This window comes from Planobispora rosea (assembly GCF_014648175.1).
GTDB classification, from domain to species: Bacteria; Actinomycetota; Actinomycetes; order Streptosporangiales; family Streptosporangiaceae; genus Planobispora; species Planobispora rosea.
The window spans coordinates 248,398-272,304 of record NZ_BMQP01000004.1 but is presented as its reverse complement, the minus strand read 5'-3'; the positions used below and the strand labels follow the sequence as shown (position 1 = coordinate 272,304).

Annotated in this window: 23 protein-coding genes; 17 read left to right on the top strand and 6 right to left on the bottom strand. The window is 72.5% G+C overall.

The genetic code is table 11. From position 1 onward, the window contains the following. Positions 1-100 precede the first annotated feature (100 nt). On the top strand, positions 101-1,303 hold the full coding sequence (thiI, locus tag IEZ08_RS05980; protein ID WP_068922599.1) for a tRNA uracil 4-sulfurtransferase ThiI: 1,203 nt from the start codon (positions 101-103) through the stop codon (positions 1,301-1,303). Between the two features lie 9 nt (positions 1,304-1,312). Here the strand turns inward: thiI and IEZ08_RS05975 are convergent, their stop codons facing one another. From IEZ08_RS05975 to aroF, 3 genes are all read right to left on the bottom strand, one after another. Continuing rightward, positions 1,313-1,693 (bottom strand): response regulator transcription factor, encoded by a 381-nt coding sequence (locus tag IEZ08_RS05975; RefSeq protein WP_068922600.1) that lies wholly within the window; start codon positions 1,691-1,693, stop codon positions 1,313-1,315. A gap of 161 nt (positions 1,694-1,854) precedes the next feature. Next, on the bottom strand, positions 1,855-2,139 hold the full coding sequence (locus IEZ08_RS05970; protein ID WP_068922601.1) for a YiaA/YiaB family inner membrane protein: 285 nt from the start codon (positions 2,137-2,139) through the stop codon (positions 1,855-1,857). Positions 2,140-2,336: 197 nt separating this feature from the next. Then, complete coding sequence (gene aroF, locus IEZ08_RS05965) at positions 2,337-3,374, bottom strand: 3-deoxy-7-phosphoheptulonate synthase (protein ID WP_068922602.1); 1,038 nt, start codon at positions 3,372-3,374, stop codon at positions 2,337-2,339. A gap of 291 nt (positions 3,375-3,665) precedes the next feature. Between aroF and IEZ08_RS05960 the strand changes: the two genes are divergently transcribed. The 3 genes from IEZ08_RS05960 to IEZ08_RS05950 all read left to right on the top strand — a co-directional run bounded on the left by IEZ08_RS05960 (position 3,666) and on the right by IEZ08_RS05950 (position 6,360). After that, positions 3,666-4,286 carry a molybdopterin-dependent oxidoreductase gene (locus tag IEZ08_RS05960; RefSeq protein WP_068922603.1) on the top strand — a complete coding sequence of 207 codons (621 nt, stop codon included), beginning with the start codon at positions 3,666-3,668 and terminating at the stop codon, positions 4,284-4,286. 48 nt (positions 4,287-4,334) lie between these two features. Further along, a complete protein-coding gene (locus IEZ08_RS05955) occupies positions 4,335-5,513 on the top strand; it encodes a histidine kinase (protein WP_068922604.1) in 1,179 nt (392 codons plus the stop codon). 82 nt (positions 5,514-5,595) lie between these two features. After that, positions 5,596-6,360: a LytR/AlgR family response regulator transcription factor gene (locus IEZ08_RS05950; RefSeq protein ID WP_068922605.1), complete on the top strand. Its 765-nt coding sequence runs from the start codon at positions 5,596-5,598 to the stop codon at positions 6,358-6,360. Positions 6,361-6,854: 494 nt separating this feature from the next. Here IEZ08_RS05950 and IEZ08_RS05945 read toward each other — a convergent pair whose 3' ends face one another. Both IEZ08_RS05945 and IEZ08_RS05940 read right to left on the bottom strand, forming a co-directional pair. Then, on the bottom strand, positions 6,855-7,700 hold the full coding sequence (locus IEZ08_RS05945) for a deoxyribonuclease IV (protein ID WP_068922606.1): 846 nt from the start codon (positions 7,698-7,700) through the stop codon (positions 6,855-6,857). A gap of 254 nt (positions 7,701-7,954) precedes the next feature. Beyond that, on the bottom strand, positions 7,955-9,538 hold the full coding sequence (locus IEZ08_RS05940; protein ID WP_189241803.1) for a PucR family transcriptional regulator: 1,584 nt from the start codon (positions 9,536-9,538) through the stop codon (positions 7,955-7,957). Positions 9,539-9,701: 163 nt separating this feature from the next. Between IEZ08_RS05940 and uraD the strand changes: the two genes are divergently transcribed. From uraD to IEZ08_RS05895, 9 genes are all read left to right on the top strand, one after another. Continuing rightward, positions 9,702-10,235 carry a 2-oxo-4-hydroxy-4-carboxy-5-ureidoimidazoline decarboxylase gene (uraD, locus tag IEZ08_RS05935; protein WP_068922608.1) on the top strand — a complete coding sequence of 178 codons (534 nt, stop codon included), beginning with the start codon at positions 9,702-9,704 and terminating at the stop codon, positions 10,233-10,235. Then, the gene (uraH, locus tag IEZ08_RS05930; protein WP_189241802.1) at positions 10,232-10,558 is read left to right on the top strand and encodes a hydroxyisourate hydrolase; all 327 of its coding nucleotides are present in this window, start codon (positions 10,232-10,234) and stop codon (positions 10,556-10,558) included. Before uraD ends, uraH begins: the two co-directional genes overlap by 4 nt. Before the next feature lie 3 nt (positions 10,559-10,561). Continuing rightward, complete coding sequence (pucL, locus tag IEZ08_RS05925; protein ID WP_068922610.1) at positions 10,562-11,461, top strand: factor-independent urate hydroxylase; 900 nt, start codon at positions 10,562-10,564, stop codon at positions 11,459-11,461. A 5-nt stretch (positions 11,462-11,466) separates the two neighbouring features. Then, positions 11,467-12,342, top strand: coding sequence for an FAD binding domain-containing protein (locus IEZ08_RS05920; protein ID WP_189241801.1), 876 nt, complete (start codon positions 11,467-11,469; stop codon positions 12,340-12,342). Next, entirely contained in the window at positions 12,342-12,815 is a 474-nt protein-coding gene (locus tag IEZ08_RS05915; RefSeq protein WP_068922612.1) for a (2Fe-2S)-binding protein, read from the top strand. Before IEZ08_RS05920 ends, IEZ08_RS05915 begins: the two co-directional genes overlap by 1 nt. After that, entirely contained in the window at positions 12,812-14,221 is a 1,410-nt protein-coding gene (locus IEZ08_RS05910) for an 8-oxoguanine deaminase (protein WP_176728442.1), read from the top strand. The genes IEZ08_RS05915 and IEZ08_RS05910 overlap by 4 nt, the downstream gene beginning before the upstream one ends. A 32-nt stretch (positions 14,222-14,253) precedes the next feature. After that, entirely contained in the window at positions 14,254-16,581 is a 2,328-nt protein-coding gene (gene pucD, locus IEZ08_RS05905; protein ID WP_176728443.1) for a xanthine dehydrogenase subunit D, read from the top strand. A gap of 232 nt (positions 16,582-16,813) precedes the next feature. Continuing rightward, positions 16,814-18,262 (top strand): NCS2 family permease, encoded by a 1,449-nt coding sequence (locus tag IEZ08_RS05900; RefSeq protein ID WP_068922613.1) that lies wholly within the window; start codon positions 16,814-16,816, stop codon positions 18,260-18,262. Positions 18,263-18,383: 121 nt separating this feature from the next. Beyond that, a complete protein-coding gene (locus IEZ08_RS05895; protein ID WP_189241800.1) occupies positions 18,384-19,574 on the top strand; it encodes an XdhC family protein in 1,191 nt (396 codons plus the stop codon). On the opposite strand, the gene IEZ08_RS05890 is transcribed toward IEZ08_RS05895, so the two are convergent. Then, positions 19,535-20,353 (bottom strand): AraC family transcriptional regulator, encoded by an 819-nt coding sequence (locus tag IEZ08_RS05890; protein ID WP_084779899.1) that lies wholly within the window; start codon positions 20,351-20,353, stop codon positions 19,535-19,537. The two genes, IEZ08_RS05895 and IEZ08_RS05890, sit on opposite strands and share 40 nt — an antisense overlap. Before the next feature lie 54 nt (positions 20,354-20,407). On the opposite strand from IEZ08_RS05890, the gene IEZ08_RS05885 reads away from it, so the two are divergent. From IEZ08_RS05885 to IEZ08_RS05870, 4 genes are all read left to right on the top strand, one after another. After that, positions 20,408-21,562: an MFS transporter gene (locus IEZ08_RS05885; protein WP_189241799.1), complete on the top strand. Its 1,155-nt coding sequence runs from the start codon at positions 20,408-20,410 to the stop codon at positions 21,560-21,562. 64 nt (positions 21,563-21,626) lie between these two features. Beyond that, complete coding sequence (locus IEZ08_RS05880) at positions 21,627-22,301, top strand: O-methyltransferase (protein ID WP_189241798.1); 675 nt, start codon at positions 21,627-21,629, stop codon at positions 22,299-22,301. 285 nt (positions 22,302-22,586) lie between these two features. Further along, entirely contained in the window at positions 22,587-23,063 is a 477-nt protein-coding gene (locus IEZ08_RS05875) for an allophanate hydrolase-related protein (protein ID WP_141703816.1), read from the top strand. Beyond that, positions 23,060-23,851: a hydroxypyruvate isomerase family protein gene (locus IEZ08_RS05870; protein ID WP_068922617.1), complete on the top strand. Its 792-nt coding sequence runs from the start codon at positions 23,060-23,062 to the stop codon at positions 23,849-23,851. Before IEZ08_RS05875 ends, IEZ08_RS05870 begins: the two co-directional genes overlap by 4 nt. Positions 23,852-23,907 lie beyond the last annotated feature (56 nt).

Sequence of the window (23,907 nt, the reverse complement as noted above, 5' to 3'; positions counted from 1 at the left end):
CTAAAGTGGCCGGGACGCGGCGTTGCCTGGAGGCGGTTCCGCGCGAGACTGGCGACAGTCGCACATCCCCGTCCCCCGCTGCTTCACCGGAGGTTCCGTCATGACCGTGTCCGCGCTGGGCGAGCCCTGCGTTCTGCTCAAGCTGGGCGAGGTCGTCCTCAAGGGCAGGAACCGCGAGCTGTTCGAGCGGCGGCTGCAGGCCAACATCCGGGCCGCGCTGAAGGAGACCGGCCTCAAGGCGGACCTGCGGCACCGCCACGGCGTCATCGCGGTCTTCCTGCCGGAGGGGACGAGCGTCGAGACCGCCGAGGCGGTCGCCGAGCGGATCACCTACGTCCCCGGCCTGGTCTGGATCCACCGGGCCTGGCGGGTGGCCAAGACCCCGGAGGCGGTCACCAAGGCCGCGATCGAGCTGCTCGCCGACCGTGAGGACGTCAAGCGCGGTGTCTCCTTCGCCGTGCGGTCGCGCCGCCGCGACAAGCGCTTCCCGCTGACGTCGATGCAGCTCGACCGCGCGGTCGGCGGCGAGATCAACGACATCTACGGCCTGCCGGTGGACCTGAGGAACCCCGAGCTGGTCGTCTCCATCGAGGTGGACCGCGACGAGGTCTTCGTCTACACCGGGGGACTGCCCGGCCAGGGCGGCCTGCCGGTCGGCACCAGCGGCCGGGGCCTGGTCCTGATGTCCGGCGGCATCGACTCGCCGGTGGCCGCCTACCGGATGATGCGCCGCGGCCTGCGGGTGGACTTCCTGCACTTCTCCGGCATCCCGTTCACCACCACGGAGTCCATCTACAAGGCGTACGCGCTGGTGCGGGCGCTGGACAAGTTCCAGGGCGGGTCCCGCCTGTGGGTGGTCCCCTTCGGCAAGGCCCAGCAGTCGATCAAGGCCTCCGGCCAGGACCGCCTGGCGGTCATCGCCCAGCGCCGCCTGATGCTGAAGACCGCCGAGGAGGTGGCCCACCGCCTGAAGGCCGGGGCGCTGGTCACCGGTGACTCCCTGGGACAGGTCTCCTCCCAGACCCTGCAGAACATCACCGCCCAGGACGACGCGGTCGACCTGCCGATCCTGCGCCCGCTCATCGGTCTCGACAAGACCGAGATCATGGCCACCGCCCGCAGGATCGGCACTCTGGCGATCTCCGAGCTCCCCGACGAGGACTGCTGCACCCTGCTGGCGCCCCGCCGCGCGGAGACCGCCGCCAAGATCGCTGATCTGAAGCAGATCGAGAAGCGCCTCGACGCCGAGGAACTCGCGGTCCAGCTCGCCGACTCCCTGCAGGAGTACAAGCTGGAGGGCTGAGCCGGGCCGTCAGCGGGCCTGGGACACGCGGTCCAGCAGGGCCGCCACGCGATCGGGAAGCTCCTTGGGGCTGAACGGCTTGGTCATGTAGTCGTCGACCCCCGCCGCGAACGCCTCCGTCACGTCGTCCTTCTCCGACTTGGCGGTGAGCATGAGCACCGCCACATCCTGCCCGCCGGGCAGCGCGCGGATCCTGCCGCACACCTCGGGGCCGGTGAGCCCCGGCATCATCCAGTCCAGGATCACGAGGTCGGGTCGTTCCTCCGCCCACTTCTGCAGGGCCGCGTGCCCGTCGTCCGCCGTCCTGACCTGGTGTCCGGCCTTTTTCAGCAAGAAGCTGATCATGAACTGGATGTCGGAGTCGTCCTCCACCACCAGAACGCTGGCCATCAGCCCACCCCCAGAAGTCCCCCTGGTTCCAGGAGTTCCCTGGTGTGAGGAATTCATTCCGCCCTAAGGCTTTTTATGGATGATAAGCGCTGATATCCGGCACTATGGCCGCGCGACGCCGCGCTGTCCGCGGGATCCGGGCCGCCCCCGCCCGAGGGATCTCAGTCGACCTTGAAGGGATCGTGCTCCGCCAGGAGCTTCTCCAGGCGGGCCTGGTCGACGCGGGTGGTGACCTCGGCGAACTCCTGCCGGTCGCGGACGCACTTGGCCAGGGTGAAGGTCGAGGTGACGACGTACAGGACGCCGATGGCCAGGAAAGCGCGGACCCAGGCCTCGGCGGGCAGGTAGATCAGGCCGATGCCGACGGCGGAGACGGAGACGGCGAAGGACAGGACCGCCTGGACGTAGAAGGCGCCGGTGTTCTTGGGCTGGATTGCTTTGCTCATGGCACCACGATCCGGGAACGGCCGGGCGCGCGCATGGGTGCGGATACTCAGTTACTCATGAGTACGTCTCTACTCATGAGCATGTCTCATGAATCGCTGATCGCTCGCGGGTACGGCCGGCGGCTTGTGGCGCCGGCCGTACCCGGGAAGTCACGGATGCTCGTGGCGGTGAACGCGGGACCGGGCACGGGGCACGATCAGACGGTGGCCAGGGCGTCGCCGGCCGCCGTCTTGCCGAGCAGCGGCGGGAACTCGCGCATCACCCGGGCCAGCTCGTCCAGGTCGCCGTCCACCAGGGCCTGGGGCCCGTCGCAGAGGGCCAGCTCGGGCCGGGGGTGCACGTCGATGATCACACCGTCGGCGCCGACGGCGACGGCGGCGCGGGTGAGCGGCAGGACCAGGTCACGGCGCCCGCCGGAGTGGGACGGGTCGATGATGACCGGCAGGTGGGACAGGCGCTGGGCGACCGGCACCGCCGAGACGTCCAGGGTGTTGCGGGTGGCGGTCTCGAAGGTGCGGATGCCGCGCTCGCACAGCACGATGTCCAGATTGCCGCGCTGGGCGATGTACTCGGCGGCCATCAGCCACTCCTCGATGGTGGCGTTCATGCCGCGCTTGAGCATGACCGGCTTGCCGACGCCGCCGACCGCCTGCAGCAGCGCGAAGTTCTGCGCGTTGCGGGTGCCGATCTGCAGCATGTCCGCGTAGGAGGCCACCAGGTCGACGTCGTGCGCGTCCACGACCTCCGTCACGATGGGCAGCCCGGTCTCGGCGCGCACGTCGGCGAGGATGCGCAGGCCCGCCTCGCCCAGGCCCTGGAAGGCGTAGGGGGAGGTGCGGGGCTTGTAGGCCCCGCCGCGCAGCAGGGTGGCGCCGGCGGCCTGGGCCATCCGCGCCGCCGCCAGGGTCTGCTCGGGCGTCTCCACCGCGCACGGCCCGGCGATCAGCGTCACCGTGTCCGGGCCGATCGGAACGCCGCCGACGCGGATCGTGGAGCGCTCGGGGTGGTTGTCCCGGCTCACCAGCTTGTAGGGCGCGCTCACCCGCATCACGTCGGCCACACCCCGCAGGCCGCGCAGGTTCAACGTGCTGAACTGGTCGATGTCCCCGACCAGGCCGATGATCGTACGGCTCACACCCCGGCTGACGAACGCGCTGCCGCCCGCCGCCGCGATGATCTCCACGATCGCATCGACGTCTCCCTGGGTGGCCTCGGGGGCCATGACGATGACCATGTCTCTCCTTAGAGGGTCGGGCAAACGAAAAGGCCCCGGGTCCGATATCCGGACCCGGGGCCTCTCGTTCGCCAGGCTGTCAGCGCAGCATCTGGAGGCGAACGGTCCGACTCACGGGTCCGTCGCCATACCAAAACCAGAACGCAGTACGCATTGCGCGTAATAGTAGCGCACTCCTCTCCGCCGATTCGCCCCCGGTCCTCCCCTCGGGGACCCCGGGGGCGCTGAGTGGGCGGGAAAGCGGCGATGGCAGGATTGCCCCGTGCTATCGGGGAAACGGCGGGAGGAGTAATGGTGGATCAGCCCGAAACTCCCCCCGAGGAGCCGCGCCTGCCGCCGGGGCAGCACGTCTCACGGGGGCAGCCGGTGATCCACTATGGGCGGGTGCCGACCTTCCGCCCGGCGACGTGGGAGTTCCACGTCATGGGGGCGACGGCCTCGGGTGAGCAGTACCGGTTCTCCTGGGAGCGGTTCTCGCAGCTGCCGCGCACGACGGTCGTGGCCGACTTCCACTGCGTGACCAAGTTCTCGATCATGGGGGTCGAGTGGCGCGGGATCTCCGCGGCGACGCTGATGGAGGCGGCCCCGCCCGCGCCCGAGGCCGAGTACGTGATGCTCTGGGCCGAGTACGGCTACAGCGCCAACATCAGGATGAGCGACTTCGCCCGCGACCACACCCTCTTCGCGCTGGAGCTGGACGGCAAGCCGATCCCGCCGGAACGGGGTTTCCCGGTCCGGGCGGTGGTCCCGCACCTGTACGCCTGGAAGAGCGTCAAGTGGGTGCGTGCCGTGGAGTACATGGTGGAGGACAGGCGCGGCTTCTGGGAGGAGCGCGGCTACCACAACATCGCCGACCCTTGGCGGGAGCAGCGCTACTCGTATCAGGAGGAACCGGGCGAAGGCCCGGCGTGATCGACGTTTTCCCGTGATCACCGGGCCCGGTTGGCTACGGTTTCCCGCATGTCGACCAGCGGCTGGGCGCTGCTCTGCGTCACGTGCCTCCTCCTCGGACTCGTCCTGCCCCGCCGCAGGGCGGACTTCCCGCGCCATCCCGGAGGCTCGCAGGACGAGGCCACCTTCGCGACCCTGCGCGTCGCGGCGATGGCGGCCCCGTCCCTGCGGGCCGGCCTGACGGCCGAGGCCGCCCGCGGGGCCGTACGGCATCTGCGCGCCCTGCTGGCCACCGGAGCCGTCGCGCTCACCGACGCCGACGGCCTGCTCGCCTGGGACGGCGTCCTGGAGTGCCACCGGGACCGCGCGGACGAGCACGTCAGGGCGGCGCTCGCCTCCGGACGCCCGCAGGTCGTGACCGGGGAGGCGCTCGCCTGCGACCGGCCCGGCTGCGCGATCCGCGGCGCGGTGGTCGCGCCGCTGGAGGCGGACGGCCGGGTGATCGGCACGCTGGCCGCCTACGACGGGGAGGTCAGCGCGGCGCTGGTACGGACCGTCACCGAGGTCGCCCGCTGGGTCTCCGGCCAGCTGGAGCTCGCCGAACTCGACCTCTCCCGGCGGCGCGCCGCCGAGGCGGAGGTGCGGGCGCTGCGGGCGCAGATCTCGCCGCACTTCGTCTACAACGCGCTGACCACCATCGCCTCCTTCGTCCGCACCGACCCCGAACGCGCCCGCGAGCTGCTGGTGGACTTCGCCGACTTCACCCGCTACGCGTTGGGCCGCGTCCACGACTTCACCACACTGGCCGACGAGCTGCGGTGCGTGGACCGCTACCTGGAACTGGAGCGCGCCAGATTCGGCGACCGGCTCCGCGTCACCGTGCGGGTCGCACCCGAGGCGCTGGCCGTACCGGTGCCGTTCCTGTGCCTGCAGCCGCTGGTGGAGAACGCCGTCAAGCACGGCCTGGCCCGCAACGGCGGCTCGGGGGAGGTGCGGCTGGTGATCGAGGACGCGGGACCCGAGGCGCACATCAGCGTCGAGGACGACGGGCTGGGCATGGAACCGGAGCACGCCAGGAGCCTGCTCGACGACGGCCCGCGCCAGGACCGGGGGGAGGGCGGAATCGGCCTGGCCAACGTCGACGTACGGCTGCGCCAGATCTACGGGGAGGACTATGGTCTGGCGGTGGACAGCGCGCCCGGCTCCGGGACGCGCGTCCGGCTGCGGGTGCCCAAGCGCGCACCCTGAGCGTAGCTCTTTGTAGTTAAATATTTACCGTTGGTTGACATACTGCTTGCGGTTCCCGTGACCGCCGTGCAGCGTGGGATGCATGCTGCGCGTCCTAGCTGTCGACGACGAGCTTCCCGCTCTGGAAGAACTGGCCTATCTGCTCCGTGAGGACCCCCGGATAGAGCAGGTCCTCACCGCCTCCGACGGTGTCACCGCGCTCCGCGACATGGTCGGCATGATCAGTGCGGGCGAGCGGCTCGACGGCGTCTTCCTCGACATCCGCATGCCCGGCCTCGACGGTCTCGATCTGGCCCGGCTCACCTCGGGCTTCCCCAACCCGCCCCGCCTGGTCTTCGTCACCGCACACGAGGACTGCGCGGTCCAGGCGTTCGAGGTGGAGGCGGTGGACTACCTGCTCAAGCCGGTGCGGGCCGACCGGCTGGCGGAGGCCGTACGGCGGCTGGAGCCCGCCACGCCCGTCGCGGCGGCCGACCCGGAGCGCGAGGACGTCGTCATCCCGGTCGAGCTCGGCGGGCGGACGAGATTCGTGTCCCAGCAGGCGGTCTGGTTCGCCGAGGCCAAGGGCGACTACGTCCGGCTGCACACCGGCGAGGGCAGCTACCTGATCCGCATGTCACTGGCCGCGCTGGAGCGGCGCTGGGCCGAGGCGGGGTTCATCCGGGTGCACCGCAGCACGCTGGTCTCCGTACGGCACATCAGCGAGCTGCGCTTCGACGGGGGCCGGGCGGTGCTCCAGGTCGGCACCCAGACGCTGCCCGTCAGCCGCCGCCACACCCGGCAGGTCCGCGAACAGCTCGTCCGGCAGTTCCGGGACCGGCCGCTGTCCATGGGCGCCGGGACGTGAGCCGGTGTGGGGCGGTGGGCGCGGTCTGCGGGCGGAAAACGACCGCTCGTCGCTCGCGGGCGACCGTTCATCGTGTCATTACGCTCCGCATGGCGACAACTACCTGCCGTTAGTCGCGCCCTCCGGAAACGGGGAGTCGCCCGGCGGGGAGCCCCCATAGTGTTCCAGGCATCGGAGAGCCGATCCCGCGGCACCAGGGGGGGACGAGAGCCGGCAGGCTCGTAAGGGCCTGGTGCGCGGGACACTGGGGGACGCCGGCAGGCGCCCTCCGGCTGCCGGACCTCAGCCCGGGGGGAGCGAGGTCCGGCGGTCTCCGGTGCGACGGGACGCCCGCGATAGCCCGCGGGCCGGACCGTGATCCGGCCACACGGGGGCGGCCGGATCACGCGCACGGGCGGCCCGTCGCACCCGCGGAGTCCACCCCGCTCCACCCCGCGGAGTCCACAGAGTCCACAGAGCCCACAGAGCCCACAGTACGGCGGGCCGGTGTCCGCTCAGGGGGCGTCGCGGAGCTTCTTCAGCAGTTCGATGTCCTCGCGGTGCTTGTCGGCGCCGCCCGGGGTCTCGATGCACAGCGGGATCCCCGCGGCCGCCGGGTGGCGCATCAGCTCGGCGAACGCCTGGGCGCCGATGTGGCCCGCCCCGATGTTCTCGTGGCGGTCCTTCTTGGAGGCGCAGACGTCCTTGGAGTCGTTGGCGTGGATCAGCCGGAGCCGGCCCGGGGCGATCGTGTGCAGGGCGTCGAAGGTCTCCTTGATCCCCTCGGCGGTCGACAGGTCGTGGCCGGCGGCGAAGGCGTGGCAGGTGTCCAGGCAGACCCCGGCCTTCGGGTGCCACTCCAGGGCCTCAAGATAGGGCTCCAGGTCCTGGACGGTCGCGCAGAGCATGCCGCCCTGCCCGGCCATCGGCTCCAGCAGCAGGTCGGGGCCGTCGTCGGGGATCTCCTCCAGCAGGGGGAGCAGGTGCTCGTGGAGCTGGCGCAGGGCGTCGTCGCGGGACTGGCTCACCGCCGACCCGGTGTGGACCACCACGCCCCTGGCGCCGATGGCCGCGCCGCGCAGCAGGCCGTGCCGGACGGTGGCCACCGACTTCTCCAGTGTGTCGGCGCTGGGGGTGCCGAGGTTGACGAGGTAGGGGGCGTGCACGAAGGTCGGCGTGCCCGACTCGCGCAGCAGCTCGTCCTGGGCCGGGTCGCCGGCGGCCAGGGCCCAGCCCCGGGGGTTGGTGACGAACACCTGGATCATCTCGGCGCCGATCTCGGCCGCGTAGCGCAGCCCGCCCTTGGCCAGGCCGCCGGTGACGGAGACGTGTCCGCCGATGGGGGAGAGAGGAGAAGTCATGGTGCGTCGATTTTAGTCGCCGCGGCCGACAGCTCGGGGGAACGACTCGGGGAGGGACGGGAGAAGGGTGTGAGTGACGACCCCCGCCCGCTCCCCGGAGACGGTCCGCTCCCCGGAGGGAGCGGCGGCTCTCTGCCTTCGTGCTGCCGATGAGGATAGATTTCCGGACCTGTCCCCGGTCAAGGCCGGGAGCGCAGGTTCGTACGATCCTCCCAACCCGGCCGCGACGCCGGGCAGAAGTCCGCACGATCCTCCTAACCCAGCCGCAGCGCCAGGAAGAAGTCCACACGATCCTCCAGTCGCGACAGGTCCCGGCCGGTCAGGTCCTGGATCCGCTGGATCCTGTAGCGCAGCGTGTTGACGTGGACGTGCAGGATCTCCGCGCACTTCGTCCACGATCCCGACACCTGCAGGAACGCCTCCAGCGTGCGCACCAGGTCGGCGCGGTGCACCTGGTCGTAACCGCGCAGCGGGTCCAGCAGCCGGACCCGGAACATGTGCCGGACGTCGTCGGGGACCGAGGCGAGCAGCAGCACGTGGGTGGCCAGCTCGTCGTGGCCCACGACCGCGTCGGGCTCGGCGCGGCCCTCGGCCATCCGGCGGGCGTAGCGGGCCTCCTCGACCGCGCCGCGCAGCCCGTCGACCGGGGCGATCCCGCTGACGCCCACGGTGAGCGCGCCGGTTCCCAGGCCCGGCGCCAGCGCCCGCACCGCCTCGCGCACCTCGGCGGTGATGTCGGACTCCGGGGCGGGCAGGAGCGCGATGACCTCCTCCCCTGCCACGCCGACCACCGGGGACGCGCACGAGCGGTTGAGGATCTCCTTGACCACGACCCGCAGCTCGCCGGGGCGCAGCGCGCCGTGCGCGGCCGCGGCCACCGCCACGAAACCCCGCCCGCCGCCGACGCCCGGGCCGGCGTCCGGGTCGGCGTCCGGGTCGGAGGTCAGGCCGGTGACCTGGAGCCGGGGCAGGATGTCGCTGGGCTTGCCGTCGGAGACGACGAGCTGCACCAGTTCCTGGGCGATGCGTCCCTTGGGGCTGAGCCGGTCGTCCAGCCGGGCGCGCTCCAGCGCGACCACCGCCGCCAGCTCCCCGGCCAGCGCCCGCCGCTCCTCCGGCCAGTCCTCGAAGGAGCCCTGGAAGGCCAGGAACCAGTCGGCGACCCGGGGGGTCGTCTGCTCGTCCACCGGGAAGATCGAATATCTCCCGGCGTCGCTCCGCTCGATGCCGCGCAGCGCGCACGGCATGCGCTTGGCGGTCAGGAAGCCGCGGGCCAGCAGCGGGGCCATGCCCTCGGGCAGCGGGTGCGAGCCGGCCACCACGCGCCCGGCCGGGGTGAGCACCCAGCACGGCATGCCCAGGTCGTGGCCGAGCAGGCGGAGCACCGGGTCCAGGCCCGAGCCCGCGGTGGCGCCCGCCACGAGCCGGCGGTGCCGGTCGAGCACGGCCGTCATGTCGTGAGCCCTGGCGGCCGAGAGCCGCCGCACGATGTGCTCGGTGACCTCGGCGAACGACATCTCCTGCGGCACGTGGAACAGCGGCATCCGGTGCCGGCGGCAGGCCTCGACGAGGTCGCCGGGTATCTCGCCCCACCGGGTGTCACCGGCCCCCACCGCGGACACCCCGGCGTTGACCAGGCTGCGCACGAACCGCTCGCTGTCCTCGGGGCTCTGCCGCCAGACCAGCCCGGTCAGCACCAGCTCGCCGCCGCTGAGGTAGCGGCCCGGGTCGAGCAGGTCGGTGGTGACGACCCAGCGGATCGCCCGGTCCAGCTCATCGCGGCCCGTGACCGGCGACAGCCCCAGCTCGGTCATCTCCAAGAGCGCGCTCAGTCGCATGCGGGCCTCCGTCCCTCGGCGGTGAGGGTAGCCGACATGTACGGAGACGACACGCGGGCGGCGGCGTCTTGGAGCATGACACGAAAACAACGGGTGAAGCCCTGACCCACTTCGGAGTTCTTGCTGCTGGACCGTGCCGGGCGCCGGTGTGTGTACTGCTGCCATGCCGAACGTGAAATCCGCAGCGCCGGCCGCGAGGCTGGCCGGCTTCAACGCGCTCGGCCTCGCCGACGCCGAGGCCGAACTGCTGACGTGCTGCGCGTCCCGGGCCTTCGCCCGTACCGTGGCGGCGCTGCGCCCCTACCGCGACCTCGCCCAGCTGACCGCGGTGGCCGACGCCGCCGTGAACGACCTGGACTGGTCCGACGTGCTGGAGGCGCTCTCGGCGCACCCCCGCATCGGGGAGCGCGCCGGCGGGGGCGGCCGGGAGTCGGCCTGGTCCCGTCAGGAGCAGTCCGGGGTGGACGCGGCCGCGCGGGCCGTGCTCGACGGGCTCGCCGAGGGGAACCTCGCCTACGAGGAGCGCTTCGGCCACGTCTACCTGATCTGCGCCACCGGCCTGTCGGCCGAGGAGATGCTCACCCGCCTGCGGGAGCGGCTGCAGAACGACGAGGACGCCGAACGCGGGGTGGTCCGCGCGGAACTCGCCAAGATAACCCGTCTGCGCATGGCGAAGCTGCTGGGGGACCAGTCATGAGCCTGTCCACACACGTGCTGGACGCGGCGCTCGGCAGGCCCGCGGCGGGCGTCGCCGTACGGCTGGAGAGCGGATCAGGCGCCGACGGCGGAGCGGTGGCCGCGGAAGGGCGCACCGACGCCGACGGCCGGCTCTCGGGCTGGTCGCCGGGGGCGGGCGTCCACCGGCTGGTGTTCGGCACCGGCGCCTACTTCGCCGAGCGGGGGGTGACCGCCTTCTACCCGGAAGTGGTCATCACCTTCACGATCGACGACCCGGATGAGCATTACCACGTGCCGTTGCTGCTCAACCCGTTCGCCTATTCGACGTATCGAGGGAGCTAGCACATGAAGGTCGTTCTCGGGCCCAACCGCTACGGCAAGGCGGAGACCCGCGTGGTCCGCGTCGTCCGGGACGGAGCGGTCCACCACATCAAGGACATCAACGTCAGCTCCGCGCTCTCGGGCGCCATGGAGGACGTGCACCTGACCGGCGACAACGCCGCGGTGCTGCCGACGGACACGCAGAAGAACACCGCCTACGCCTTCGCCAGGAAGCACGGCGTCGGCGAGATCGAGGACTTCGCGCTCCTGCTGGCCCGGCACTACGTCGGCTCCCAGCCCTCCATCCACCACGCCCGCGTGGAGATCGAGGAGTACTTCTGGGACCGCATCCCGGTCTCCGACGGGCGCGACGAGCGGCACTCCTTCGTCCGCTCCGGCCGGGAGGTCCGCACCTGCGTCGTCCACCACGACCGCGACGGCCGCACCACCGTGGTCTCCGGCCTGCGGGACCTGGTCGTGCTCAACTCGACCGGCTCGGAGTTCCACGGCTACATCGAGGACGAGTACACCACGCTGAAGCCGACCACCGACCGCATCCTCGCCACCGCCGTCTCCGCGCGGTGGCGGCACGTCCCGGACGACTCCCCCTCCGGCGGGTCCCGCGACTTCGGCGAGTCCTACGCCGAGGTACGGCGCCGCCTGCTGGAGGCCTTCGCCGAGACCCACAGCCTCTCCCTGCAGCAGACCCTCCACGCCATGGGCGAGCGGGTGCTGAACGCCCGCCGGGAGGTCTGCGAGGTGCGGATGGCGATGCCGAACAAGCACCACTTCCTGGTCGACCTGGAGCCCTTCGGGATGGACAACCCCAACGAGGTCTTCTACGCGGCCGACCGCCCCTACGGGCTGATCGAGGGCAGCGTGCTCGCCGACGACGCCCCCGACGCCTGCTTCGCCTGGGAGTGACGACGATGGATTTCCTGAGGCCCACCACGTGGGCGGAGGCGCTGGCCGCCAAGGCGGACCGGCCGGAGGCGGTGCCCATCCAGGGCGGCACCGACGTGATGGTCGAGCTCAACTTCGACCTGCACCGCCCGGCCGCGCTGCTGGACCTGAACCGGGTCGCCGAGCTGGCCGAGTGGACCTGCGAAGAGGACGGCCGGCTCAGAGTCGGCGCGGGCGTACCGTACGTGCGGCTGATCGCCGAGCTCGGGAACCGGCTGCCCGGTCTCGCGCAGGCCGCGCGTACGGTCGGCTCGCCCCAGATCCGCAACCGGGGCACGGTGGGCGGCAACCTCGGCGCGGCCTCGCCCGCCGGGGACAGCCACCCGCCGCTGCTGGCCGGGGACGCGGTCATCGAGGTCGAGTCCGCCGCCCGCGGCGTGCGGATGATCCCGGCCGCCGAGTTCTACCTCGGCGTCAAGCGCAGCGCGCTGGAGCCGGACGAGCTGATCCGGGCCTTCCGGATGAGCCCGGCCACCGGCCCGCAGTACTTCTCCAAGGTCGGCACCCGCAACGCCATGGTGATCGCGGTCTGCTCCTTCGCGATCGCGCTGCACCCCGTCGAGCGCCGGGTCGGCACCGGCATCGGCTCGGCCGCCCCGACTCCCCGCCGGGCCCTGGCCGCAGAGGAGTTCCTCGCCGCCGAGCTCGACTGGGACGCCCGGCTCGACCCCGCGGTGCTCGCCCGCTTCGGGGAGCTGGCCGCGGCGGCCGCCTCCCCGATCGACGACGTGCGCGGCACCGCCGACTACCGCCGCCACGCCATCGGCGTGATGGCGCGCCGCACCCTGACCTGGGCCTGGAACGAGTTCCGGTCCGGACACTTCGAAAGGAGGGCCGGCTGATGCGCGTCACCTTCACCGTGAACGGGCGCCGGGAGACGGCCGACGACGTGTGGGAGGGCGAGAGCCTCCTGTACGTGCTGCGCGAGCGCATGGGCCTGCCCGGCTCCAAGAACGCCTGCGAGCAGGGCGAGTGCGGTTCCTGCACCGTCTATCTCGACGGCACCCCGGTCTGCGCCTGCCTGGTCGCGGCCGGGCAGGCCGAGGGCCGCGAGGTCCGCACGGTCGAGGGCCTGGCCGACGGCGACCGGCTCGACCCGGTCCAGGAGGCGTTCGTGGAGTGCGGAGCCGTGCAGTGCGGCTTCTGCACCCCCGGCCTCGTCGTCCAGGCGCACGACCTGATCGAGCGGGTCGCGCAGCCCTCGGACGCCGAGATCCGCGAGGCCCTGGCGGGCAACCTGTGCCGGTGCACCGGCTACGAGAAGATCCTCGACGCGGTACGGCTCGCCGCGGCCCGCAAGGCGGCCGCGTCATGAGCGGCTCCCCGGGCGGGCCCCGTACCGTCCTGATCGAGAACGCCTACATCGCCCCGGTGGCCGGCCCGGAGATCCCCTCCGGCTTCGTCCACATCGAGGACGACAAGATCGTGGCGCTCGGGGCCGGTCCTGCCCCGGCGATCCCGGGCGCCACCCGGATCGACGGCACCGGCTGCCTGGCCACCCCCGGCCTGGTCAACACCCACCACCACCTGTACCAGTGGGCCTCCCAGGGGCTCGCGCAGGACGCCACGCTGTTCGAGTGGCTGGTCGCGCTCTACCAGGTGTGGGCCGCGATGGACGCCGAGGTCGTCAGGGACGCGGCCGGGGCGGGGCTGGGCTTCCTGGCCCTGTCCGGCTGCACCACCTCCTCCGACCACCACTACGTCTTCCCCAAGGGCCGCGGAGACCTGTTCGCCGCGGAGATCGAGGCCGCCCGGGAGCTGGGCATCCGCTTCCACCCGGTGCGCGGCTCGATGGACCGGGGGCAGTCGAGGGGCGGCCTGCCGCCGGACGTGGTGGTGGAGAAGCACGAGGAGATCCTCGCCGAGAGCGCCACGGCCGTGGACACCTACCACGACGCCTCCTTCTCCTCGAAGCTGCGCGTGGCGATCGGCCCGTGCTCGCCGTTCTCGGTCAGCGCCGAGCTGATGGTCGAGGCCGCCGAACTGGCCCGGACCAAGGGCGTGCGCCTGCACACCCACCTGGCCGAGACCCTCGACGAGGAGGAGCACCTGCTCGCGCAGGTGGGCATGCGCCCGGTCGACTACATGGAGAAGCTCGGCTGGCTCGGCCCCGACGTGTGGTTCGCCCACGCCGTCCACCTGAGCGACGCCGACATCGACGTCTTCGCCCAGACCGGCACCGGCTCGGCGCACTGCCCCAGCTCCAACGGGCGCCTCGGCGCGGGCATCGCCCGGGTCTCGGAGATGCTCGCGCGGGGTGCGATCGTCGGCCTCGGCGTGGACGGCAACGCCTCCTCCGAACTGACCACGCTCTCCGGTGAGATGCGCCAGGCCATGCTCTTCCAGCGGGCCAGGTACGGCCCCACCGCGCTGACCGCCCGCCAGGCCCTGGAGATGGCCACCCTCGGCGGCGCCAAGAACCTCGGCCGGGACGCCGAACTGGGCACCCTGGAGCCGGGCAAGCTCGCCGACATCGCCCTGTGGCGCACCGACGGCGCCTTCGCCTCGGCGATCACCGACCCGGTCGCCACCCTGGTCTTCGCCACCGCCCAGCCGCCGCTGGCCCGCCTGCTGGTGGGCGGGGAGACGATCGTCGAGGACGACGAGCTGCGCACGGTCTCCCAGGACGCGCTCGGCCGCGCCGGCGGCCGGGCCCACCGCCGCCTGCTGCGCCTGGCCGAGGAGCAGGGCTTCACCGCCGCCAAGGAGGTCCACTCGTGAGCCGAGAGGTCGTGAGCCGAGAAGGAGGACGCATGAGCGCCACGCCGGTGCGCGCGCCGCGTGACATCGCGGCCCCCGGGACCGGGGGAGTGGGCGACAGCCCGCTGCGCCCCGACGGGACGCTGAAGGTCAAGGGCGAGTTCGCCTACTCCTCCGACCTGTGGATCGACGGCATGCTCTGGGGCGCGACGCTGCGCAGCCCGCACCCCCGCGCGAAGATCGTCTCGATCGACGTCTCCGAGGCGCTGGCCCACCCCGGCGTGGCGGCGGTGCTCACCCACGAGGACGTCCCGGGCCGCAAGCACTTCGGCCTGGACCACACCTGGGACCAGCCGGTCCTGGCCTTCGATGAGGTGCGCCACCAGGGCGAGCCGATCGCGCTGGTCGCGGCCGACCACCCGGAGACCGCGCGCCGGGCGATGGAGAAGATCCGGATCGGGTACGAGGTCCTGGAGCCGCTCACCGACGCCCGCCGGGCCGCCTTCGACCCGACCTACCCGCAGGTCCAGCCGCGCGGCAACCTCGCCCGCCACCAGCCGGTCCGGGTCGGCGACGTCGAGGCCGCCAAGGCCCGCGCCGAGGTGGTCGTCTCCGGCGAGTACCAGGTGGGCATCCAGGACCAGGCGTTCCTCGGACCGGAGTCCGGCCTGGCCGTACCCGCCGAGGACGGCGGCGTGGACCTGTACGTGGCCACCCAGTGGATGCACAACGACCTGGCGCAGATCGCCCCCTGCCTGGGCCTGCCCGAGGAGAAGATCCGCATGACGCTCTCGGGCGTCGGCGGGGCCTTCGGCGGGCGCGAGGACCTGTCGATGCAGATCCACGCGGCCATGCTCGCGCTGCGCACCGGCAGGCCCGTCAAGATCGTCTACAACCGGTACGAGTCGTTCTTCGGCCACGTGCACCGCCACCCGGCCGAGATGCGCTACGAGTACGGCGCCACGAAGGACGGGAGGATCCTCTACGCCGACGTGGAGATCCTCCTGGACGGCGGCGCCTACACCTCCGCGACGATGAACGTGGTCGGCAACGCCGCCTCGCTCGGCGTGGGACCGTACGTCATCCCGAACATCAGGATCGACGCCTACGGCGTCTACACCAACAACCCGCCGTGCGGCGCGATGCGCGGCTTCGGCGCGGTGCAGGCGTGCTTCGCCTACGAGTCGATGATGGACAAGCTCGCCGAGGCGTGCGGGCTCGACCCGGTCACCGTCCGGCAGGTCAACGCCGCCTCCCAGGGCAGCGAGCTGGCCACCGGCCAGGTGGTCTGGGCCCCGCTGCCGATGGCCGAGATGCTCCAGCAGGCACGGGACCTTCCCCTGCCGCCGCCGCTGGACCCGTCCGACATCCGCAACCTGCCCGGCGGCGCCTCGCAGACCACTCACGGCGAGGGCGTGCGGCGCGGCGTCGGGTACGGCGTGGGCCTGAAGAACATCTGCTTCTCCGAGGGCTTCGACGACTACTCCACCGCCCGGGTCCGCCTGGAGGTCATCGGCGGCGAGGCCGTCGCGCTGGTGCACACCGCCGCCGCCGAGGTCGGCCAGGGCCTGGTGACCCTGGAGGCCCAGATCGCCCGCACCGAGCTGGGAGTCGAGCGGGTCGTCATCCACCCGGCCGACAACCAGGTCGGCGACGCCGGCTCCAGCTCCGCCTCGCGCCAGTCCTACATGACCGGCGGCGCGGTGATGACGGCCTGCCGGGCCGTGCGGGAGGGTGTGTTCGCCCTGGCCGCCGCCAAGCTGGGCCGGCCCCTCGACACCCTCGGCGATCTGTCGCTGGTCGGCGGCAAGGTCGTCTCGGAGAGCGCGGGAGTGCTCGCCGCCATCGAAGACGTCCTCGGCGACGCCGTCGTCGAGGAGACCCGCGAGTACCACCACGAGCCGACCACGGGCATGGATCCCGTGACCGGCCGGGGGGACTCGCACACGCAGCTCGCCCTGTGCGTCCACCGGGCCGTGGTGGACGTCGACGTCGAGCTCGGCCTGGTGAAGGTCGTGGAGCTGGCCGCCGTCCAGGACGTCGGCAAGATCCTCAACCGCCTCTCGCTGGAGGGGCAGATCCACGGCGGCACCGCCCAGGGCCTCGGCCTGGCGGTGATGGAGGAGATCGTGGTCGCCGACGGGAAGGTACGCAACCCGTCGTTCACCGACTACCTGATCCCCACCATCCTCGACATGCCGCCGATGCGCCTGGAAATCCTGGAGAACGCCGACCCGCGGGCCCCATACGGCCTGCGCGGCGCCGGGGAGCCACCCACGCTCTCCTCCACCCCCGCGATCGTCGCGGCCATCCGCGACGCCACGGGTCTCGCACTCACCCGAGTGCCGGTTCGTCCGGAGCACATCACCGGAAGCAGTTGACCAACAGGGGCAGCCCTCATCCGTACCGAAAACGCACTCTTTATCAGGATTTATGCTGATTCGCGGGCGTTTTGCGGGGTGCCGGTGACCTTTCGCCGTCACGACACCCCCACCCCCCGTGGGTGAACGGGAGAGACCCCACAACCGCACCCCCCTCGAACCATGCGGACGGCCCCGGTCCGGCCACCGGGGCCCCTCCGTGGGTCGACTACGCCCTTGGGAGGGCCCGACCATGACCCAGCTGCAGACCCGGCCCTCCGGCGAGGGTCCCGAGGCGCCCGGCGCCTCCGGGGCCTCCCGGACCTGGATCGACCGCTTCTTCGACCTCACCGGGCGGGGAACGACGGTCGCCAGGGAGGTTCGTGGCGGCATCACCACATTCGTGGCCGTTGCCTACATCATCCTGCTCATTCCCATCATCCTCAGCGGCGCCGAGGACGTGACCGGCGCCACGATGACCGTCCCCCAGCTCACCACAGCGGTCGCGCTCTCCGCGGCGATCACCACGATCCTGATGGGCCTGGTGGGCAACGCCCCCTTCGCCCTCGCCTCCGGCCTCGGCATCGCCCCCGTGGTGGCCTTCCAAGCCGCCCCGCACATGACGTGGAACCAGGCCATGGGCCTGGTCGTCCTGGAGGGCGCGGTGATCGTGCTCTTCGCGCTCACCGGCATCCGGCAGCTCATCATGGACGCCATCCCCACCCCGCTCAAGCACGCCATCGGCGTCGGCATCGGCATGTTCATCGCGCTCATCGGCCTGGTGGACGCCGGGTTCGTCGGCCGGGGCGAGGGCACCGTGGTGACCCTCGGCACCGGCGGGCGGCTGTCCGGCTGGCCCATCGTGGTCTTCTGCGCCGGCCTGCTGCTGATGTTCGCCCTGTTCGTACGGCGGATCCCCGGCGCGATCCTGATCGGGATCGTGGCCGCCACCGTGCTGGCCATCGTGATCAACGCGCTGGTGGACGGGGTGAAGTGGCCCGGCGTGGTCACGCCGGAGATCCCCGAGAAGATCGTCTCCACCCCGGACTTCAGCCTGCTGTTCGACGTGGACCTGTTCGGCGGCTTCGGCGCGGCGGGCGTGCTCACCGCCACGGTGGTGCTGTTCACCCTGGTGCTGTCCGGCTTCTTCGACGCGATGGGGACCATCCTCGGCGTCGGCGAGGAGGCCGGGCTGACCGACGGGCAGGGCCGGATCCGGGGCGTCGGCAAGATCCTGACGATCGACGGCTTCGGCGCCATCATCGGCGGCGCCACCGGCGGTTCCGCCAACACCATCGTGGTCGAGTCGGCCGCCGGAGTCGGGGAGGGCGCTCGCACCGGCCTCGCCAGCCTGGTGACCGGCGCGCTCTTCGCCGGGGCGATGTTCCTGACCCCGCTGGCGGCCGTCGTGCCCGCCCAGGCCGCGGCCCCCGCCCTGGTCCTGGTCGGCGCCCTGATGATGACCGCCGCCCGCAAGATCGAATGGGACGAGATCGACCTGGCCATCCCGGCCTTTCTGACCATCGCGCTGATGCCCTTCACCTACTCCATCACCAACGGGGTCGGCGCCGGCGTCATCGCCTACACCGTGATCAAGGCCGCCCGCGGCCGGTTCGACCAGATCCACTGGCTCCTCTGGGTGATCAGCGCGATCTTCGTCGGCTACTTCGGCATCGGCGCGATCGAGCAGCTCCTCGGCTGACCGAGTCGCCGGCCTCCCGGGGCCGATCCCCGTACGGCGGCGCCGACGGCCGCCGCCGTACGGGGTGCGCCCGTCCCCGTGAGGTGAGTGCCCGCTCCCGCGACAGACGGAGGTTCCTTCCATGCGTGAACTCGCCGGCGACCTGCTCGGCTGGCTCGATGAGGGGCGCGCGTTCGCGGTCGCCTCCGTGATCGGGACCGGGGGGAGCGCCCCCCGGCAGCCCGGGGCCGCGCTCGCGGTGAACGACGAGGGAGAGGCCGCCGGCAGCGTCTCCGGCGGGTGCGTCGAAGGGGCCGTCTACGAGCTGTGCCGGGAGGCGATCCGGACCGGGGAACCGGTCCGGCGCACCTTCGGCTACTCCGACGACGACGCCTTCGCCGTGGGCCTGACCTGCGGCGGGACCATCGAGGTGCTCGTCTGGCCGGTTCCGTCCGGCTCGCCCGCCGCCCCTGTGCTCGCCGCAGCCCTGGAGGCGGTACGGCGGGGCGAACCCGTCGCGATCGTCCGAGCCCTCGACGGCACCGGCCCGGCCACCGGTGTTCTCGCGGTCTTCGAGGACCGGGTCCTCGGCGACCTCCCCGGTCTGTCCCGCGGATCCGTGACCGCTGTCGTCGCGCCCGAGGCGCGGGCCATGCTCGACGCCGGGCTCACCGGCACGCGCACCCTCGGCTGCGGCGAGCAGGAGATCGCCGTCTTCGCCGAGACCTACGCGCCCCCGCCCCGCCTGCTCGTCTTCGGCGCCATCGACTTCGCCGCCGCGCTCACCCGCGCCGGCCGCTTCCTCGGCTACCACGTCACCGTCTGCGACGCCCGGCCCGTCTTCGCCACCCCGCGCCGTTTCCCCGAGGCCCACGAGGTCGTCGTCGACTGGCCGCACCGCTACCTCGCCCGCACCCGGGTGGACTCCCGGACCGTGGTCTGCGTGCTCACCCACGACGCCAAGTTCGACGTGCCGCTGCTGGAGGCCGCCCTCCGGCTCCCGGTCGCCTACGTGGGGGCGATGGGCTCCCGCCGTACCCACGCCGACCGCATGGCCCGCCTGCGCGCGGCCGGGCTGGGCGAGGCGGAGCTGTCGCGGCTGCGCTCGCCCATCGGCCTCGACCTGGGCGCGCGCACCCCGGAGGAGACCGCCCTGTCCATCGCCGCGGAGTTCGTCGCCCTGCGCCGCGGCGGGAGCGGCCTGCCCCTCACACGGACCGCCGGTCCCATCCACCCCGCGGGCCGGGCCGTGCCCGGACGGCTTCCCCGCCAGGGCGTCCCCGGAGACGCCGCCTACGACGCCCGCGAGGGCCGTCCGGAGGTCCGCGTCTGACGCCGCCGCGTTCCCGGGGCGTGCCCGGAGGTTCCCGGGGTCTGTCCGAAGGTTCCCGGGGTCTGTCCGAAGGCGCGGCGGAAGACGTCGATGAACGCGCTGGCGGACGACCATCCGCACAGGTGCGCCACGGCGGTCACCGGGACGTCGTCGGCCAGCAGGACCAGGGCCCGGTGGAGCCGGAGCTGGGTCCGCCACTGCGGGAAGGTCATGCCGAGATCGGCCTTGAAGAGCCGCGACAGCGTCCGCTCGCTCGCGCCGACCTGTGCGCCGAGGGCGGCCAGAGTGCGGTCGTCGGCGGGATCGGCGCGCACGATCGCGCACAGCGCCCGCAGCCGGGGGTCGGTGGGGGCGGGCAGGTGCAGGGGCTGCTGGGGCGAGGCGCGCAACTGATCGAGCAGGACCGCCCGGAGCCGCCCGCGCTCCGGGCCGTCGTCGTGCGGGGCGCGCGTGTAGGCCAGGATCAGCTCCCGCAGCAGCGGCGCGACGCTCAGTACGGCCGGCTCGCGCAGGCCGAGCGGGTTGTCGGCCGAGGGCAGGCCGACCAGGTGCAGTTCGAGCTCGCCGTGGGCCTGGTGGGCGTGGACGGTCCCGGCCGGGACCCAGACGGCCCGGGTGGCCGGCGCGACCCACGTCCCCGCGCCCGTCGTGACGGCCAGCACGCCCCGGGCGGCGTAGACGATCTGGTGGTCGTCGTGGCGGTGGGCGCCGATGACGGCTCCGGACGCCAGCTGCTGGGCGCGGGTCGGCGCGAGCGGCCGGTGGCGGATCTCCGTCATCGATCGGCAGTTTATTGGAAGCACGACACGGTGCCGAGCGGTGAGTATGCCGCTGTGCCGAAGAACAAGACGATCATGATGCTGTCGGCCGGACACGCCTGCGTGGACGTCTACCAGGGTGCCGTGGCGGCGCTCGTCCCCTTCCTGGTGGCCGAGCGCGCCTACACCTACGCCGCGGCCTCGGGGGTCGTGCTCGCCGCGTCGTCGCTGTCGTCGGTGGCGCAACCGTTGTTCGGTGCGCTGACGGACCGGTGGGCGCTGCCCTGGCTGCTGCCCGTCAGCACGCTCCTCGCCGGGCTGGGGATCGCGCTGAGCGGCCTCGGCGACTCCTACGCGCTGACGCTGGCGCTGGCGGCCGTGTCCGGGATCGGGATCGCCGCCTACCACCCCGAGTCCGCCCGCGTGGCGCGGATCGCCGCCGGCGGCGGCGGCCACACGGCGATGGGCTGGTTCTCCCTCGGCGGCAACCTCGGTTTCGCCGCCGCGCCGCTCCTGGTCGCCGCCGTCGTCGCCACCGGCGGGTTGCGGCTCACGCCGTTGCTGGCGGTACCGGCACTGGTCGGCGCCGTGCTGTACCTGCCCGTCACGCGCGCGCTGGGCGCATCGGCACGTCCGGCCGCCGGCGGCGTGCCACGGGCGGCCGGACGCGACGACGTGGCCTCGTTCGTACGGCTCTCGCTGGTCGTGGTGTGCCGCTCCATCGTGTTCGTCGGCCTGAGCACGTTCATCGCGTCGTACGCGTCCGCGCGCACGGGCGCAGGCACGACGGCGGGCGCCGCGGCGCTGTTCGTGCTGTACCTGGGCGGCGCGGTGGGCACCGTGCTGGGCGGCAGCCTGGCCGGCCGGTGGGACAGGGTCAGGGTGGTACGCGTGTCGTACCTGGTCAGCGTCGCCGCCGTCGCGGGAGTCGTGCTCGTCCCGGGCCCGGCGATCTATCTGTTCGCGGGACTGACCTCCATCGGCCTCTCCGTCCCGTTCTCCCTGCAGGTCACCCTCGCCCAGGACTACCTCCCGGCCCGCGTCGGCACCGCCGGCGGCGTCACCCTCGGCCTGACCGTCAGCGTCGGCGGCCTGGCCGGTCCGCTCATCGGCGCCGTCGCCGACGCCACCTCCCTGCGGACGGCCCTCACGCCGCTGATCGCGATGCCCGCCCTGGGCTGGCTGCTGGCGCGGACCCTGCGCGAACCCGCCGCGGCGGGGGAGGGATGATCTCCTGGCGGAACCGGCCCGGTCGTCCGCCAGGAGATGCGTCCGCCGATCCGAGGAGGAGACGATGTACCAGTCCGATGAGGCGTGGCGAGAGGTCGACGCCTACTTCGCCGACACCCTCGTGCCCGAGGACCGGGCGCTCAGGGAGGCCCGCGAGAGCGGCGGGCTGACCACCATGCCGCAGGCGGAGGTCGCCCCGAACCAGGGGAAACTCCTGGCGATGCTGTGCCGGATCGCCGGTGCCGCCCGCGTCCTGGAGTTCGGCACCCTGGCGGGTTACAGCACCGTCTGGCTGGCCCGTGCCGTCGGGGACGGGGGCCACGTCACCTCCCTGGAACTGGAGGAGCGCAACGCCGGGATCGCCCGGGAGAACCTGAGGCGCGCGGGGGTGGCGGACCGGGTGGACGTCATCGTCGGACCGGCCGCGGACTCGGCGCGGCGGCTCATCGAGGAGGGAGGCGAGCCGTACGACTTCGTCTTCATCGACGCCGACAAGCCCGGAAACCCCGCCTACCTGGCGGCGTCCCTCGAACTGACCCAGCCGGGAAGCGTGATCGTCATCGACAACGTCGTCCGCAACGGCGCCGTCACCGACCCGGCCAGCCCCGACGAACGCGTTCAGGGCGTGCGCCGGGTCCTCGCGGACATCGCGCACGACGCCCGGCTGGAGGCCACCGCGCTCCAGACGGTGGGCTCCAAGGGCTGGGACGGCTTCGTCGTCATCCGGCGGTCCCGCTGAGCTCCGTCATCCGGCGGTCTCGCTGGGCTCCGTCATCCGGCGGTCCCGCTGGGCCGCGGACCCGGTGGCCGCGGCGCGATTGTGCCAACCCACAAACCCGCCGCGCCCGCCCCCGGGCAGCTTCGGACTTCTTGCCGCTAGACCGGGCAGCCGGGCGGCTTGTGTACTGAGTCACACACCCGAACGCTCCGCCTGAGCCGGAGCGAGGAGGTACCGCGCTGCCGCCTCCGGCAGACCTACGGGCCCCACCCCACCGGATCGATCCGACCCCGGGAGGAGCCTGCGATGGCCTTGATGTTCCTCAACGGCGGCGCCATGCGTGGCGGTCCGCTGCACCACCTGCTCGACGGCGCCCCGCTGGTGGCCGAGACCGCCACGGCGCCCAAGTACCGCTTCTACTCGGTGGGCGACCGCTGTCCCGGCCTGGCGCCGGTGGCGCACGGCGGGGCCGCCATCGAGGGGGAGCTCTACGACATCCCGATGGACGTCCTGCGCGACCGTCTGATGCCCGCCGAACCGCCCGAGCTGGAACTCGGCGTGATCGAGCTGGCGGACGGCACGTCCTCGTTCGCGATGCTCCTGCGCCGCCCCTGCACCTCCCACGCCGAGCTGTACGACATCACCGAGTCCGGTAGCTGGAAGGCCTACATGGACATGGACGTCCACCCGGACGCCGGCGTAGAAGCCCGCACAGACGCCCGCACAGACGCCCGCACAGACGCCCGACCAGCCGCCCGCACAGACAGGGAGAAGACGTCATGACGCGGTTCGACGTCAACGCCTCGATCCTCTTCACCGGCCTGCCGCTGCTGCGCCGGCCGGAGGCGGTGAAGGCCGCCGGGTTCGACGGGGTCGAGTTCTGGTGGCCGTTCGCCGAGGCCGTACCGTCCGACAAGGACGTCGACGCCTTCGTCGGCGCCGTCCAGGACGCGGGCGTACGGCTCGTCGGCCTCAACTTCGCCGACGACATCGCCGCCGGCGGACGCGGCCTGGTCTCCCGTCCCGCCGACAGCGCGCGCTTCCGCGACAACGTCGACGTCGCCGTCGGCATCGCCGGCCGGCTCGGCTGCACCGCGCTCAACGCGCTGTACGGCAACCGCGTGGACGGCCTGGAGGCGGCCGAGCAGGACGAGCTGGCCGCCGAGAACCTCGCGCTCGCCGCCAGGGCCGCCGCCGGGATCGGCGCGACGGTGCTGGTGGAGGCGCTCAACGCCTACGAGTCGCCGTCCTACCCGCTGGTCTCCGCCAAGGCCGCGGTCGAGGTGATCGACCGGGTGGGGGAGCCGAACGTGGCGTTCCTGTGCGACCTGTACCACCTGGCCCGGATGGGCGAGGACCTGGAGGCGGTGATCGCCGGGTACGCGGGCCGGATCGGCCACGTGCAGATCGCCGACGCCCCCGGCCGGGGCCGCCCCGGCACCGGCGGGCTGGACTTCCCCCGCCTGCTGAAGGTGCTCGCCGAGCACGGCTACGACGGCTGGATCGGCCTGGAGTACAAGGACGCCGAGCCTGACTTCGGCTGGCTGCGGGAGCTGGACCGGCTCGCATGACGACACCCCCGAACCCACCCGGGACCCCGAACCCACCCGGGACCCCGAACCCACCC

What these genes read in the sequence shown, in the direction of transcription:
- IEZ08_RS05945 (WP_068922606.1), bottom strand. Translation starts at nt 7,700, where the DNA reads ATGACTTCTCCTCTCTCCCCCATCGGCGGACACGTCTCCGTCACCGGC.
- IEZ08_RS05895 (WP_189241800.1), top strand. Translation starts at nt 18,384, where the DNA reads ATGCGTGAACTCGCCGGCGACCTGCTCGGCTGGCTCGATGAGGGGCGC.
- thiI (WP_068922599.1), top strand. Translation starts at nt 101, where the DNA reads ATGACCGTGTCCGCGCTGGGCGAGCCCTGCGTTCTGCTCAAGCTGGGC.
- IEZ08_RS05975 (WP_068922600.1), bottom strand. Translation starts at nt 1,693, where the DNA reads ATGGCCAGCGTTCTGGTGGTGGAGGACGACTCCGACATCCAGTTCATG.
- IEZ08_RS05875 (WP_141703816.1), top strand. Translation starts at nt 22,587, where the DNA reads ATGGCCTTGATGTTCCTCAACGGCGGCGCCATGCGTGGCGGTCCGCTG.
- IEZ08_RS05940 (WP_189241803.1), bottom strand. Translation starts at nt 9,538, where the DNA reads ATGCGACTGAGCGCGCTCTTGGAGATGACCGAGCTGGGGCTGTCGCCG.
- IEZ08_RS05960 (WP_068922603.1), top strand. Translation starts at nt 3,666, where the DNA reads ATGGTGGATCAGCCCGAAACTCCCCCCGAGGAGCCGCGCCTGCCGCCG.
- IEZ08_RS05970 (WP_068922601.1), bottom strand. Translation starts at nt 2,139, where the DNA reads ATGAGCAAAGCAATCCAGCCCAAGAACACCGGCGCCTTCTACGTCCAG.
- pucD (WP_176728443.1), top strand. Translation starts at nt 14,254, where the DNA reads ATGAGCGCCACGCCGGTGCGCGCGCCGCGTGACATCGCGGCCCCCGGG.
- IEZ08_RS05920 (WP_189241801.1), top strand. Translation starts at nt 11,467, where the DNA reads ATGGATTTCCTGAGGCCCACCACGTGGGCGGAGGCGCTGGCCGCCAAG.
- IEZ08_RS05900 (WP_068922613.1), top strand. Translation starts at nt 16,814, where the DNA reads ATGACCCAGCTGCAGACCCGGCCCTCCGGCGAGGGTCCCGAGGCGCCC.
- IEZ08_RS05890 (WP_084779899.1), bottom strand. Translation starts at nt 20,353, where the DNA reads ATGACGGAGATCCGCCACCGGCCGCTCGCGCCGACCCGCGCCCAGCAG.
- uraD (WP_068922608.1), top strand. Translation starts at nt 9,702, where the DNA reads ATGCCGAACGTGAAATCCGCAGCGCCGGCCGCGAGGCTGGCCGGCTTC.
- IEZ08_RS05915 (WP_068922612.1), top strand. Translation starts at nt 12,342, where the DNA reads ATGCGCGTCACCTTCACCGTGAACGGGCGCCGGGAGACGGCCGACGAC.
- IEZ08_RS05880 (WP_189241798.1), top strand. Translation starts at nt 21,627, where the DNA reads ATGTACCAGTCCGATGAGGCGTGGCGAGAGGTCGACGCCTACTTCGCC.
- aroF (WP_068922602.1), bottom strand. Translation starts at nt 3,374, where the DNA reads ATGGTCATCGTCATGGCCCCCGAGGCCACCCAGGGAGACGTCGATGCG.
- uraH (WP_189241802.1), top strand. Translation starts at nt 10,232, where the DNA reads ATGAGCCTGTCCACACACGTGCTGGACGCGGCGCTCGGCAGGCCCGCG.
- IEZ08_RS05910 (WP_176728442.1), top strand. Translation starts at nt 12,812, where the DNA reads ATGAGCGGCTCCCCGGGCGGGCCCCGTACCGTCCTGATCGAGAACGCC.
- IEZ08_RS05870 (WP_068922617.1), top strand. Translation starts at nt 23,060, where the DNA reads ATGACGCGGTTCGACGTCAACGCCTCGATCCTCTTCACCGGCCTGCCG.
- IEZ08_RS05950 (WP_068922605.1), top strand. Translation starts at nt 5,596, where the DNA reads ATGCTGCGCGTCCTAGCTGTCGACGACGAGCTTCCCGCTCTGGAAGAA.
- pucL (WP_068922610.1), top strand. Translation starts at nt 10,562, where the DNA reads ATGAAGGTCGTTCTCGGGCCCAACCGCTACGGCAAGGCGGAGACCCGC.
- IEZ08_RS05955 (WP_068922604.1), top strand. Translation starts at nt 4,335, where the DNA reads ATGTCGACCAGCGGCTGGGCGCTGCTCTGCGTCACGTGCCTCCTCCTC.